We start from the raw sequence: 12,756 nt of genomic DNA, 5'->3' as shown, positions 1-12,756 counted from the left end.
TCAAAATCCAGTGTCCGCAAGGACGTGCCGGTTCGACCCCGGCCGCCGGTATAGCTTAAGTTTTAGAAACGTTGGTTTATCAGCGTTTCTTTTATTTTTGGTCAACTTTTGGTCAACTTTGCACTTTTTCATTTAGCCGAGACAATAGATTTCTTACTTTATTATTCTCTTCATCTGCTTTTTCTTTGATTAAATGTCCATAAGTTTCTGTTATTTCAGTTATATCCTTATGACCCATAAGCTTTGAAACAGCCCAAATATCAATCCCCATTGCTAGAAGAGAACTGCAATAGCTATGCCTTAACCCTGTACTTGTCATATTTAATGGTTTAATATTCAACTCCTGGAGTATATTTTTAAGCCATTTATTCACCGTATTATTGCTACTTATACCATTGAATATATCAAAAAAAACTACATTGTCTGGATTCTCTAGTCCATAGAATGGCAATAATTCTTCTTGGATATTTTTCAAATTTCTAAGGATTTCTATAACTTTAAAGTCAACTGGAATAAATCGGATAGAGTCCTCAGTTTTAGGCTTTGTCCATCGTCTTCTTACTGTATCATAACGACGATAGGTACGGATACCTTGACGCTCCCAGAGAACACAATCCCAACTCAATCCCGAAACTTCACCAGCCCGCAGCCCTGTTTTTAGTTGCACATATAGCTGGAAAGGAACTACAGATTTTCTATAATCCAATTGTTCTTCAAGATAAACTGCTAAGCGTGCATAATCTTTTAGACTATGGATATACCTATCTTTCTTCCCTTTAGGAGAAGGTCGCCCAGACAATATAACTCCTTCAGCAAAATCATGAATATTAATCTTATCCCTTTTTGCAAAAATAATGACTTTCTTAATTTCAGAGTTTAAACGGCTAACATTATCCCGACTATTTGTTCTAGCATAAACATTTATAATTTCCTGGTATTCACTTGATCGAATATCACATACCGGCTTATCCTGGAAATACTTCTGTATAATCTTCCCACGGAATCTATGTTTGTTTAAAGCAGATTCTGATTTTCCTAAAGGTAGAATCTGTAATTCAAACCAACGCTCCCATAACTGATACAGAGTAACTTCTCTATCAACGACTACTCCATTTTTTACTTTCATCTCAAAAGCAAGAGCTTCAATCTGAGCTTCTTTCTTTGTTCGAAAACCAGAATTAGATGCAATCACTTTCTTTTTACTGTCAAAGACCCTATAGTCCCATAATTTCTTCTTACCTCGCTGTCTATATGATATAGCCATATTTACCCCTTCCTAAAAAAGCGATAATCAAGACTTTGTCTCGACTATTATATCATGCTCCAATAAGAATTTCCCGAAAATTCTTTTCAAAGTATTCCTTTGTTTTTGAAGCTAAAAACAAATATTTCCCACCCTGAGCGCTTGGATACTTAACAAAACCTTTGGGATTTTGTTCAATATCAATTTCCTGTTTAATCGATGGCCGATAAAGGATATGTTCAATTAACCAAGGACGACTAACTGAAAGCAGCTCCAAAAGCTCACTCATGGTCATATATTTCCCTTTGTTAGCATTCTTTTTCAGCTCCTCATACTCTCCCTTTTCAATAATGACTTTATCTTCTGGAAGAGCAATAGTAATATTTTCTAAATTAACAATCAATTTATTCATAGTTTGTCTCACCTTTCACAAAATAATAAGCAAGCCTATTTCTTAGACTTGCTTATTAATGTCCCTCTACATACCAAAACTGCTTAGCCGTATTGGCATCGAAAACCCTGTAGCCCACTGTCATAGCTGGCACCCCAACAACATTCATTTCAGAAATCAAGACTGAACCGTCAGACCTAACCTCCTCACAAAATGCCACGTGGCCATAAGTAGGATCAGAGCCAGCCTGCCCCTGGACAAACGAGACAGCAGTATGCTTCTTGGGCGTATGACTAGATTTATAACCAGCTTTTTGCCACCACTGACCGCCATTTCCCATGTAAGAATCAAACTGGATATCGAGCTGTTTTGCCCTGTTAAACACGTACCATGTACACTGGCCTGCTGGATAAGAGCCACTACCATCATAAGCATGACCGTCATACTGGCTGATATTCCCCCAGCCCTCTGGTACAGCTACCGAGCTAGAACCTGTATTATTATCCTGATTAAAGGTTGCTTGGGCATCCTTTAAAATATCATAGATAACCTCCGCCCATTGTTCAATATCACTGACTTTGGTCTGAGAATCACTGATTGCTACTCCCTCATAATATTGCGACCAATCTCGGGCTGCTTGCTTAGGATCTGTGCTAGGTCCAACCTTTTCGACCACTTGGGCATAATGCCCCTCTAATTCAGCACTCATCAGGTCTATTTGGATTTGCTTATCTAGCTTTTTTTCTTTGGCTTGGGCCCAGCGATCACCATTAATGGTACTGGACCACCCAGACCACTGATAGAAACCGGCAACACCACCACTAGGATTAACGGCTGTATGATCAAAGCCGCATTCCCGATAAGCTACAGCCAGACTGCCACTTGTCCCCTGTAAGGTGAAGTGGTGCTGGTTCATTAGCCGGGCTCCAAAATCTAAAGCAGTCTGTGCATTTTCTTCACTCAACTGACGGCCCGTCTTCTCTGTAAATTTCTGGGCAAACTCTTGGGCAGAAACAGAAATCCCTCCAGAAGTAGCCGAATAAGTTTGAGAATCAACTGAACCACTGCCAATCACCAGAAAAACAAGAGTAAAGAAAAGGACTGAAACAGTCCCTAACCCGATTAGTCCTCGCTTAATTGCTTTCATTTTACCCCTTTCTCAAATAATTCATCCGCTGGATTATTTTGGTATTGCTGCTTTTGCCATTCTCGTTTCAACTTCGGTGCTGACAAACGCTCTTTCCAATCATTCTTAAATCCTGGTTCCATATTTCTACGCCTTTCATCTCGGAAACGGTCAAAATTGATAGAATCTTGTCGCCGCTTCTCTGTACGCTCCAAGCGCTCTTGTCTACGGTATTGCCGCTCTTGATGAGCTAACTGGACAGGTGTATCTGTATCGCCAGCCAAGTCATGGACCTTAGCTCTGAGAGACTCACCTTTTGCAGCTGCAAACAAGTCCTGTAAGCCTTCTGCTCGATCTTGCAACTGACGCTTGAAATCTGCCCTCCGTTGTTGAGACAGTTGCTTATCCAATGTGTCTTCCTTGCCATATCTTAAGCGGTCATAGACTTGCACTGTTCCATTTTTACCGGCCCTAAACAAGGTAGCTAGGGACTTTTTAAAACTTGCCTGAGGGGATGCCACAGGAATAGTATCAGAGGAAAAGTTAGCCGGTCGAACAGTTTGACTAGGTCCATAGCTTTCTGTAGCTGTAGAAAGTTTTGGCATAGAAAAGCGATCAAAGTTAAACTGAGCTTTCTGAGCCAACTCCTGAGCGGAAATGGTCCCCTTGACAAAGAGACCGCCCAACAGGTGACGGCAACGATAGAGAACAATCCAAATCAGCCCTTGAATAATAGCAGACCAAAAATAAATATCGTTCATACCGCCAGCGGCACCTTCGACCAAGCCATTGACATACAGAAAAGCTCGCACAAAGAAGAGACCAAGACCGCCTAATAAGGCAAACTGCATCAGTTTCTTACTTGCGTTGCCAAGAACTTGTTCAAAACCTGGAATCATAGCAATAAAGAGCAAAATAACCGAACAAACAATAATAAGTAAAGCAAGATATTTAAAGACAATTGAGATTAACCCAATGACAATTAAAGCAAAGCCAATAACCAGCGCTTTTATAAAGGCCGCAAAGGCTGTGAAAATCTTGACACCAACCGAACCAAAGGAAACTTGTTCAATTTTTTCATTTCCCTTTGCAAAATCTTCAACTTTCTTTGGGTCACCTTTTGTTGTAAATAGATCTTTGACCTTGTCTACTGGAATGTCATCTTTATTTGATGATGTGAAGTTAAGGGCAAGAAACGGTTCATAAACAAGCTTGTCGAAAATTGCATTTTTAACAGAATCAATATTATTTTTGCCATTTTGACTAGACAAGGTTGCATTATCTGCATCAATAGTATCAAATCCTTTTATAGCAGTAGAAGTCATATCTTGTCCCAGTCCGTCTGCCATCTTAACTAGGACTGAAAGATTATAACTTGCAGGTACCTGGGAATCACCATAATTAGGCTGAAAGTATGCTGGCTGATAAAGTAAGGCCGCCACAAACCAGACCAAAAGAAAGCGGAAAGACCAAATAGGAAACCGGCGAGTTTTGAAAAATTCTGTCAGGCCACCAAAAAGAGCCAATCCATAAACCAGATATTTATAGTCCGTCATGAAAGTATTGAAAAAGTTAGCCGAGAAACCAACAACCTTATCTAGTTCTTTATAAGTGTTCGCTGTAAAAACCTGTTCCAAAATGATGATAACTAAGCAATAGATTGCTTTGACCAAGAAAAAGATTCCTTGAGCAATTGCATTGACGGCTTTAGGAAAAAGATCATCAGAATTAAAGAAGCCACCTTCTACATAAATGTAAGAAGTCAGCTTAGACATATCTGCTGGATTGACTGTTTCTCTGGCATTGTCCAGGTATTCCTGAGCTTCCTCCCGTGCTTTGGCATCATCTAGCTTACTTCCCACTTGTTCATTGTAGTTATTTTGAGTTGTTTTCAGCCCCTGAATTTGAGACGCATCTTCCTTGTCCTTGTTCTGTTCAATATACTTATTAATATCTTCTATATCTTCCCCAGCTTTTTTAATATCCTTGGTAGAAGCATTTTTGTTCTTAAGGGTTTTGTCAACATTTTCAGCTTTCTTTTGAATAGATTGATAATCGTCATCTTTTTCGATTTTTTTTTCGTCTTTTTTCTTTTTTTCCTCCTTTTTCTTTTTATTCTGAGCCTCTCTAGACTGCGCTTCCTGTATATTAGGAGGAGCATATCCAGTATTGGAATTATTCTGTGAAGTGTTCGTATTAAATCCGTTGGCTCCTGGTTGAGGAGCTCCAGTTCCAGTATTAGAAGCAGGAGTATTTGTATTAAAATTATTTGCACCTGGCATCGGAGCACCGTTGGCATATACAAGAACTACGGGAAAACAAGTCAAGATAAGAATGAAGAAAATCCATTTCATCCGTTTCTTGTTCATTAAGCTACCTCCTCTTTTTGATTTTCTTGGTTGCGAACTGTTCTGAAAAGTTTGCTAACTTCTGGGAAGAATAGGCCATCAACGGTAATCCGTTCTACCCGACCGTGCGTATCTTTCATGAGACATTGGGCCTTGGTCAAATTATCAAACCAGGCCTTACTATCTTCTGTCACCTCCACTTTGAGACGAGAGAGGACCTTTTCAGCAGATCCAGGAGTATCATTATGGAAACAAAGATAAGTTCCAAATGATGTTGCTTCTCCGTCTGCTCGGTTGGAATCTTCCGGCAGTTGAGAAGTAAAAACATAGAAATTATTTTGAGAGCGGCCAACCCGTTTGATCCGGTCCTGGAGGCCTCGGCCATAAGCTGTGATACTCAATACCCAGGCTTCATCTTGACCAATTACAGTTTTTTGTCCGTAATCTCGTTCACCAAATTTAATACAAAAATCACCCAAAGCATAGAGCACCGCCATAGCTTTTCTATTTTGTAAGGTCAATTCTGAGTGTTCATCTGCTGGTAAATCCAAATGCGCAATTTCCAGAATCGTATTACGAGCAGTCAGGTCAACGGCTGAATTGGTACCGTCTGAAAAGACCAAACTCAATACAGAAGCAGTCACTTTTTCCAATAGATTCTCAGCTGTCTCTCGGACTTTCTCAACATCAGATTTCATCAATTCTTGAATGACGGACAAGGTTCCTACTTTTTCACCATTGGCCCGTTTGGCCGCAAAGACCCGAATCATCTTAGAAAGTTCAGTCTCAAATTTATCCTTACCATCCAGAGGCATGAATTCGTTGACCATTGAAAGAATCAGGTCCTTTGCCTGCTCCCCGCTTAAAAAGACCAATGGATCCAGCACTCCATGATTTTCAGGTTTTGTATAATCCAAAGTCACAAAGTGGATGCTCCGGATATAATCCTGAATTTCTGGATAGATATCCTTTTCTTCCAGCTCCTTCAAAAGTTTGTTATACCAGTAGCGCTTTTCCATTTTCGGATCAATGTAGAGCGTTTGGCAGTTCAGCAAACTAGCATAATAGAAAATGTAAGAAATGGCAAAAGTTTTCCCCTGACCAGTATCACCTGTAACAGAGATATGCGGATTATCGGTACTTTTTCCCTCTACCTTTTCATTCGCCTCCAGAATATTGACAAAGACCGGTTTGTCAGAAACGGCTATAGCCTCTTCATAACGACCGTGCCAAGAGCTCAGCTGACTGTCAATCATCCCAAAGTAAAAGCCAGTATCTTGACCAACTTTTTGAGTGACAAAAAACAAGTCTTCTGCTAAAGCTCCGACTTCATCAATTTGGATAAAGTTTTTATCCTCGGATTGAAGCAGTTCTCCAAAGCGATTTTTGGCAAACAGATATAATTGGTAAGGAGTGGCCCGAGAGATTTTGATTTTACGACTTTTCATTTCTTCCATCAGCAAGTTAATTTTCTGCTTTAAAACCCTCAAATCGCTATCAAAAACGACCAAAGTCTGCAGGTAGTTAAGAATAGGAATACCATCTTCAATTTTAGATTCAATATCCTCTACCAGATATTTACTCTGACCAACAGAATTTTTCTGTACACTATCTGCTTCTGCAGATTCTGTCTGAGCCCCTTTCAATTTCAAGCGGACATTGCGGGCCTTGGTCCGGATATTGTTAAAGGGCAGCCCCTTGACCTTGGCAAACTTAGCCTTGGTCCAAACTTCTACCGGAAACCCTAATGACTGCGCTTTTTCGATAAAATGCAGATAGGAGGCATTTTCTGGCTTATAAGCCACTGGAAGAAAAGCAACATATTGAGAGCCTTCTTCATTTTGGAACTCCAGAACATTAATACGCTTGTAATCAATATTCTTGTCTCCCAGGTTATCAATCCAATTTTCAACCAAATTCACTTCATATTCTTTATCAACGTTCAAAGAATGTAAATATGAATAGCGATTAACAAAAATCGTCTCTCGAGTTGACAGCCGGCGATAATCGAGCAGGGACAAATCTTTTTCCAGTTCTGCCCGTTGTTTTTCGTACTTTAATTCCCACCCTTCCATTATGCTTTTTTGAAGCCCCAAGCTCTCTACCAGAAAATCAGAAGCTGTATTGATAGAATCCTTGATTACTTCTTTTAAGTCCACGGAAATAGTAAAAGATTTCAGAGGAATACTGATAAAGTAATGATAGTCGCATAATTCTTTAGATGACAACAGATAATCATAGGACTTTTCAAGGACTGAATAGGCCATAGCTTCGGTATCGATCGCAAAGTTTTGAGAAAGCTTCTGAAATTTTTTTAGTAGGTCTTTTTGAAAAGGAAGCATGACAATATCCACGTCGCCATAGTTTTTAATATTAGTTAACCAGGCTTCAACAGATGCCTTAAATTTTTCCTTTTTGGTAAAGTCTACTGGATTAATGTCTTGGGGATTAACCTCATACAAGGCAAAGACACTGCCATCTTTTTTTAACATCAGGTTATCAACAATATCTACAATTTCATTCGTTAGTTTCACTCAATTTCCCCTCTTTCTTTAAGATATAATCTGGTTTGTAATACAAAATACCATCATTCAGATATTTCAGCTTACGTTTTCGGCCATAAACCCGATAAAATTTTAGATAGTCACGGATAAAACGACTGATTTTCTGCTGCTCAATCGTAAAATCAGATAGGACAATCCCTGAACTCCAAATGATAGGTGTCCCAACCCCAATCCAAAACGGCATAGGAATTGGAATAACTTTCGTTACAAAATTTGAAAACAGCCAATAATAAGCCAAAAACAAAAAAGCCGTCCAGCCAAGTGTAGACAGCTTGATTGCGTTAGGCAGAGAAAAACGATCGGAAAATTTTTGAATCCAGGTTGGCTGCTCAAAAGCAGAGCGATAGTGATATAATCGCTTATCTTTTTTCTCAAATGCCATTGCCTCACCCACCAATCTTGAAAAGATTGACCAGTGTAGACAAGATTTCAGAGACTTTGTTCAACACCAATTCTGGTTGGTAGCAGAAAAAAGCGACGGCCAAACCAATTCCAATAGACTTCAAAATTTTTCCGCCGGACCGATCTGTTAAAAACGTAACAATACCAGCTCCTGCACCAATTCCAAGGGCACCCCAAGCCCCTACGTCTTTCAACAATAAAAGGATAACTTCTTTCATTCGTTACCTACTCTCCTTTACTTCATTTGTTTTTGGTATTTTTCAGCAATCCCATGCTCAAAACTTTGAACACGGAACGTATCATTTTCTTTATCTACTTTCAAAGTGACCACAAAATTTTCTTGATGGGACAGCCCCAAACCGTCCGTAAAGGTAACTTGCAGTACATCCACTAGCTTATCTTTATGGTCCTTATCCGTAATAAAGTAAGAATAATCAATAGATGTCAGCTGGTAACCTTCCAAGGGCTGAATATCCTTTGAAAAAGGGGTTAGCTGTGTTTTATCACCGCTGGTATAAGCTGTAAATAGAGCTTTGACATACTCTTTGGCTTTGTCAAACTCTTGTTTACTATCCTGCTGGTCCTGCAAGTGGATACCAGCTTTTACATATTTGGCCGCATAAGAATTTTCCTTAGTGAAATAAGGCAAGTCTGAAACATAGAATTTATTATCCTTAACGGCATAAGGGATATGAAGCAAGCCATAGTTTGGTTGCCATTCCTCCCCTTTCTTAACAGAATAAGTTACCCGATAAGTCGCTAGATTATCTGTTACCTCTACCAGAGTAGCACCTGTTAGCTGACTATCCATTCGGTTGTTTTCTGTATTTTTAATATCAATGCCTGAACCGTAGTATTCCTTGAGTCTAGCTTGATTTTCAGCATTATTTTCTGAGAAATAGACATTTAAAAAGTCCGTCATAAAGAGACTGACCTGGTTAGAATAGGTTCGAGTGTTTTTGTTTGTTACCTGAATTTGGTTTTTATCATTCCTCAAACTACGAAAAGTGTTAGAAACAATGGTTAGAGCCGATAAGAGTACAACCCCAGCCACAAAGCCCAGAAGCAAACGATTAGCTGTCTTCTGGCTGATTTTCCGAGGTTTCAGCTCTACCTTGCTTTTGTTTGGTTTGGGAAACTTTACTTTCCCAACTTCCTTTTTTAGTTGAAAAAACCATTTTTTTACATTCAAATTTATTCTCCTTTACATATATTTTCCACCAAAGCGGACATTTTTAAAATTGTCCGATAAAACAGAAAGTTTTCTAACGTTATGCCGGAAACAGTTTAAGAACAAGCTCATCATAAGCCTCAATATCACCCATCACGGCATCCATCTGTTGCTTCGTCAGCTTAGCTTGATCTACATACTTCTGTAGCTCCCTAAAACACCAATAAACCGCTTCGCCGTACGATAAGTCATCCTCAATCAATTCCCCGTCATCACGCCAAACTGAGTAAGGATTTTCTTCTTTCGAAAAATCCTTATGAATAGTGTAAACAGACATGCTTACCTCCTTTCTTCATTCACATAATACATAGAACCCTTTGCTGGTATTAAGTACCACTCCCTGATCTATATAAGCCTGGATGGCCCTAACCCAGCTGGAAGCCTGGAAGAAAAATTCCACTACGCTATCCATCTCAGCCCCCTCCAGGAGCTGCTTCATCAAAGCAGTCTCATCTTTAGAGACAAAGCGGTAGTAGTGGGTCATGATAAAGCTGGGAGATTGATGATGTTTTAACATGTGTTGTACCAAAAAATCATCCCCATCGTACAACTCCAGAATCACTTTTTTTAAAAAATAGGCTTCCTGCAGAGACATGATTGAATCAACCTCCCAATCCAGAAAACCACAAATAAAAAAGGAATCTTCGGTGATTCCTTTTTCATCCATTCTGGCCAATACCGCCTCTTTACTGAATTTCATCAGATCCAACTGGCATAAGGCCCGGCTATTGCCATCTGTCAGCACTCGAATATTTGCAATCATTTGTCCTCCTCGGTCATTCTCCTTTCATACTGTAAAATTTCTTCCCAAGTCAGCCACTCAGGCTTTTGACCGGTCCGGGTATTGGTAATCGTTGCATGTTGTGTCATTCTGGTCTCCTTCCAAACAAAAAAAAGAGGCATTTGCCTCTCCCTTATTCCACCTGCGACAGTTTCCCGCCAATAGCGGTCATGGCTTTGTGAGCTTGGGTCACAATACCATTTTGATGGTAGTAGTCCCTGGTATACTTTTCCAAAACTTCAACCATGTAACCCGGCAAGGTCAAATCGTCTTTCTTCTTGATCAAACTATTTAACTGTCCCATCACCGGCCAGACTTCATCATATTTATGATTGACCAGCAATGTCCCTGCCTCTTTCGCAAGAGCCAAGACCTTCTTATCTGTTTCGTTACGTGTTTGTACCATCTGTTTTTCCTCATTTCTTTCAAGTTCTCTAGTATTCACTGGTGTAGACGGCAGGAGGAGGACGGGATTTTCTTTGTTCTACCTGCTTCCAGAATAAGCTCTTAGATTTTTCTTGTATCAGCTTATCTGGAAAGGTCAGGCCTACCCATTCCACAATACCAGGCGGTTCCCAAAATCTATAAAGCATGGCCTACCTCCTTGCCTTAGTTTCCAATAAAAACTTTTCTTTGTGGTATTTAGCCGCAAAGAACAAAATATCTTGAATCTGCTGGTCTTTCTCCAGCCGCAACAAATTTTCTTCCAGCCAGCGGCGCTTATCCTTTACTAAGTTTCTTAATTCTTCCTCATACTGCTGAATCAGCGAGCCAAGCATTTCCTTATCAGAGGGACGCTTGTACTTTCTCACGTCTTGAACCAGGCAATGGATGTCCATTTGGTAATCTCGGTAGGTCGGATGATGGCGCACTTCTGGATAGTAGAAGGAATGAGCTGGAATCAAATGAACTAAATTCTTTATGACAAGAGTCAAATCTTCTTTCTCCTGCAACTGACTTTTCAATAACAGACTAAGATTTGCCATCTCCCCTCCTTTGCTTACTAGTTTCTACTAAAGCCGTAATTCCCTCCGGCATCCGGTCCCAATCAATCGAACAGTCCCGCAGAAAGCGAGGTTGGATCTCGGATGGGATAACGGGAATCTGCAATAAGCGGTAAGACCCCCGATAGGTAGGAAAATACTGACTGGCAAAGACTAAATCTGCTTTTCCCTCTACTTGAACAAATAAGCGTTCACGGTCCACAACTGCCATCGAATCTGGAGTAATTCTTTCAATCTTTTTCAACCTGCTGCCTCCTTGCTTCCTTTTTGTAGCCATTCCAGTTCTTTCAACCGTTTTTCTGGAATCTCCGCATATTCCTCTATCTCTGCAAGTCGACCCGAACCCGTAACAGCCTCCACTTCCTCCAGAAACTTTCTGGTCCCAGCTACGACCCGCTCATACCATCGGTATTGTTTTTCTGCTATAGCCACCTCTTGAGGAGCCGTCACAAACTGACAGGCTTTTAAGCTCCCCATGAGCTTGTACCAGTCTGGATCCAGAATCAGGCGCTTGCCTTTTTTGGCATAGACATGAAGCTTGTCATTGATAACGCCTACCGCCTTTTTGGCCATATCCTCCCGCTGATAGTACCACTCCAGGAGGAAATCATGAGATTTATCACCGAACATGCGGACCTCATAGCGGTTTTTATAGCCGTACAGCTCCCGAATGGTTTCCAGCGACACCTTGGACTGGTGAGCCTGTTCAAAGTCCTTTTCATAGAAGTTCAACAGGACAGATGACTGCCTAGAGCCAAAATAAACTGAGCAGCCGTCTGCCTGGTTCTGCGTTTCCCCATCAATGAACTTGAAAGAGCGCATTTTAGACTGAATCAAGCCCTGCTCTTTTTTTACCTTGAGCTTGTATAAGTTATAGTTCCCATCCTTGTTATAGGTTTCATCTAGGGAAACATCCAGGCGGGTGATTTTGAGAAAATCGGCCGCCTCTTCCCGGGACTGGGTTTTCCTCTTGGCATAAGCCAGAGCTACCTCTACAACCTCCTGCCAGGTTCGGCCCCCTTGCTCATTTTTCAAGTACCATTCGAACTCCCGACAGCCCCGCCCGGTCATTTCAACTAACGTCCCCATGTTCTCGTCTTTCTCCGAGTGATAGACATTGATAAAATTGAAATTTTCCAGCATACTGTAGCCGTAGCGACCAAAGTCATACTGGATAAAGGGCTTCTTTTTCAGTCCAAAGACTTTATCTATCACTCCTAACCAATCCAAAGTTCGAAAGCGGAAGCGGATATAGTCAATCCGGCCAGTTAAGCGGACACTAGATGTTGAGTTCAGCGACAGCAGCTCCTGCAGAGGCAGACCGACCTTTTTAAAAGACACCGTGTCCTTTCCCAAGTAGCGGTTATAGGTCGCTGGTGAAATGGTTAAGAGCCGACTAAACTCTTTCTTGGAAAAACCCAAGTAGAGACGCAGCCTCTCCATGTCCTTTGTTTCAATCCCTTTCATATAGCATAGATTCACCTTCCTTTTTTAATTTGTCAGTCTTTCGACTTTAAAAACCGCTGAAAGTCTTTCTTTCAGCAATTTTTAAAATCGCCTTGAAAGCTAGAGTCTCAAGGCATTCATGATTTTGTGATTCACCGTAACCCCCTTATTAACATACAGGGGGTTACATGAAAGCAGCCCGCCTCACGGCCGGCCGCTT

General features: G+C 40.7%; 16 protein-coding genes. All 16 read right to left on the bottom strand.

The window, feature by feature from the left end; translation table 11 throughout:
- Positions 1–112 precede the first annotated feature (112 nt).
- Complete coding sequence (locus tag RWS24_RS02525; RefSeq protein ID WP_314365075.1) at positions 113–1,264, bottom strand: site-specific integrase; 1,152 nt, start codon at positions 1,262–1,264, stop codon at positions 113–115.
- Positions 1,265–1,316: 52 nt separating this feature from the next.
- On the bottom strand, positions 1,317–1,655 hold the full coding sequence (locus RWS24_RS02520; protein ID WP_002927224.1) for a DUF771 domain-containing protein: 339 nt from the start codon (positions 1,653–1,655) through the stop codon (positions 1,317–1,319).
- A gap of 55 nt (positions 1,656–1,710) precedes the next feature.
- Complete coding sequence (locus RWS24_RS02515; protein ID WP_314365074.1) at positions 1,711–2,781, bottom strand: phage tail tip lysozyme; 1,071 nt, start codon at positions 2,779–2,781, stop codon at positions 1,711–1,713.
- Positions 2,778–5,129, bottom strand: a complete 2,352-nt coding sequence (locus RWS24_RS02510) for a hypothetical protein (protein WP_314365073.1) — start codon at positions 5,127–5,129, stop codon at positions 2,778–2,780. The genes RWS24_RS02515 and RWS24_RS02510 overlap by 4 nt, the downstream gene beginning before the upstream one ends.
- Entirely contained in the window at positions 5,129–7,642 is a 2,514-nt protein-coding gene (locus tag RWS24_RS02505; RefSeq protein WP_002927214.1) for an ATP-binding protein, read from the bottom strand. Before RWS24_RS02505 ends, RWS24_RS02510 begins: the two co-directional genes overlap by 1 nt.
- Positions 7,626–8,054, bottom strand: coding sequence for a TcpE family conjugal transfer membrane protein (locus tag RWS24_RS02500; RefSeq protein ID WP_032908047.1), 429 nt, complete (start codon positions 8,052–8,054; stop codon positions 7,626–7,628). Before RWS24_RS02500 ends, RWS24_RS02505 begins: the two co-directional genes overlap by 17 nt.
- Positions 8,055–8,058: 4 nt before the next feature.
- Positions 8,059–8,292 (bottom strand): TcpD family membrane protein, encoded by a 234-nt coding sequence (locus RWS24_RS02495; protein WP_002927209.1) that lies wholly within the window; start codon positions 8,290–8,292, stop codon positions 8,059–8,061.
- A 17-nt stretch (positions 8,293–8,309) separates the two neighbouring features.
- Entirely contained in the window at positions 8,310–9,266 is a 957-nt protein-coding gene (locus RWS24_RS02490; RefSeq protein ID WP_314365069.1) for a conjugal transfer protein, read from the bottom strand.
- Between the two features lie 79 nt (positions 9,267–9,345).
- Positions 9,346–9,582, bottom strand: a complete 237-nt coding sequence (locus RWS24_RS02485) for a hypothetical protein (RefSeq protein ID WP_002927205.1) — start codon at positions 9,580–9,582, stop codon at positions 9,346–9,348.
- A 15-nt stretch (positions 9,583–9,597) separates the two neighbouring features.
- Positions 9,598–10,068, bottom strand: coding sequence for a hypothetical protein (locus tag RWS24_RS02480; RefSeq protein ID WP_125402076.1), 471 nt, complete (start codon positions 10,066–10,068; stop codon positions 9,598–9,600).
- Positions 10,065–10,175: an LPD11 domain-containing protein gene (locus RWS24_RS02475; RefSeq protein ID WP_312022644.1), complete on the bottom strand. Its 111-nt coding sequence runs from the start codon at positions 10,173–10,175 to the stop codon at positions 10,065–10,067. Before RWS24_RS02475 ends, RWS24_RS02480 begins: the two co-directional genes overlap by 4 nt.
- A 44-nt stretch (positions 10,176–10,219) precedes the next feature.
- Complete coding sequence (locus tag RWS24_RS02470; RefSeq protein WP_032908048.1) at positions 10,220–10,492, bottom strand: hypothetical protein; 273 nt, start codon at positions 10,490–10,492, stop codon at positions 10,220–10,222.
- A 28-nt stretch (positions 10,493–10,520) separates the two neighbouring features.
- Positions 10,521–10,679, bottom strand: coding sequence for a hypothetical protein (locus RWS24_RS02465; protein ID WP_314365066.1), 159 nt, complete (start codon positions 10,677–10,679; stop codon positions 10,521–10,523).
- A gap of 3 nt (positions 10,680–10,682) precedes the next feature.
- The gene (locus RWS24_RS02460) at positions 10,683–11,072 is read right to left on the bottom strand and encodes a hypothetical protein (RefSeq protein ID WP_314365065.1); all 390 of its coding nucleotides are present in this window, start codon (positions 11,070–11,072) and stop codon (positions 10,683–10,685) included.
- Entirely contained in the window at positions 11,059–11,334 is a 276-nt protein-coding gene (locus RWS24_RS02455; protein WP_314365064.1) for a hypothetical protein, read from the bottom strand. The genes RWS24_RS02460 and RWS24_RS02455 overlap by 14 nt, the downstream gene beginning before the upstream one ends.
- Entirely contained in the window at positions 11,331–12,557 is a 1,227-nt protein-coding gene (locus RWS24_RS02450; RefSeq protein ID WP_314365063.1) for a replication initiation factor domain-containing protein, read from the bottom strand. Before RWS24_RS02450 ends, RWS24_RS02455 begins: the two co-directional genes overlap by 4 nt.
- Between the last annotated feature and the right edge of the window lie 199 nt (positions 12,558–12,756).

This window comes from uncultured Streptococcus sp. (assembly GCF_963528215.1).
Classification (GTDB): domain Bacteria; phylum Bacillota; class Bacilli; order Lactobacillales; family Streptococcaceae; genus Streptococcus.
The sequence above is the reverse complement of the archived record's forward strand: the minus strand, read 5'-3'. Positions and strand labels throughout refer to the sequence as shown.

What these genes read in the sequence shown, in the direction of transcription:
- RWS24_RS02475 (WP_312022644.1), bottom strand. Translation starts at nt 10,175, where the DNA reads ATGACACAACATGCAACGATTACCAATACCCGGACCGGTCAAAAGCCT.
- RWS24_RS02515 (WP_314365074.1), bottom strand. Translation starts at nt 2,781, where the DNA reads ATGAAAGCAATTAAGCGAGGACTAATCGGGTTAGGGACTGTTTCAGTC.
- RWS24_RS02480 (WP_125402076.1), bottom strand. Translation starts at nt 10,068, where the DNA reads ATGATTGCAAATATTCGAGTGCTGACAGATGGCAATAGCCGGGCCTTA.
- RWS24_RS02495 (WP_002927209.1), bottom strand. Translation starts at nt 8,292, where the DNA reads ATGAAAGAAGTTATCCTTTTATTGTTGAAAGACGTAGGGGCTTGGGGT.
- RWS24_RS02485 (WP_002927205.1), bottom strand. Translation starts at nt 9,582, where the DNA reads ATGTCTGTTTACACTATTCATAAGGATTTTTCGAAAGAAGAAAATCCT.
- RWS24_RS02470 (WP_032908048.1), bottom strand. Translation starts at nt 10,492, where the DNA reads ATGGTACAAACACGTAACGAAACAGATAAGAAGGTCTTGGCTCTTGCG.
- RWS24_RS02465 (WP_314365066.1), bottom strand. Translation starts at nt 10,679, where the DNA reads ATGCTTTATAGATTTTGGGAACCGCCTGGTATTGTGGAATGGGTAGGC.
- RWS24_RS02520 (WP_002927224.1), bottom strand. Translation starts at nt 1,655, where the DNA reads ATGAATAAATTGATTGTTAATTTAGAAAATATTACTATTGCTCTTCCA.
- RWS24_RS02525 (WP_314365075.1), bottom strand. Translation starts at nt 1,264, where the DNA reads ATGGCTATATCATATAGACAGCGAGGTAAGAAGAAATTATGGGACTAT.
- RWS24_RS02500 (WP_032908047.1), bottom strand. Translation starts at nt 8,054, where the DNA reads ATGGCATTTGAGAAAAAAGATAAGCGATTATATCACTATCGCTCTGCT.
- RWS24_RS02510 (WP_314365073.1), bottom strand. Translation starts at nt 5,129, where the DNA reads ATGAACAAGAAACGGATGAAATGGATTTTCTTCATTCTTATCTTGACT.
- RWS24_RS02450 (WP_314365063.1), bottom strand. Translation starts at nt 12,557, where the DNA reads ATGAAAGGGATTGAAACAAAGGACATGGAGAGGCTGCGTCTCTACTTG.
- RWS24_RS02460 (WP_314365065.1), bottom strand. Translation starts at nt 11,072, where the DNA reads ATGGCAAATCTTAGTCTGTTATTGAAAAGTCAGTTGCAGGAGAAAGAA.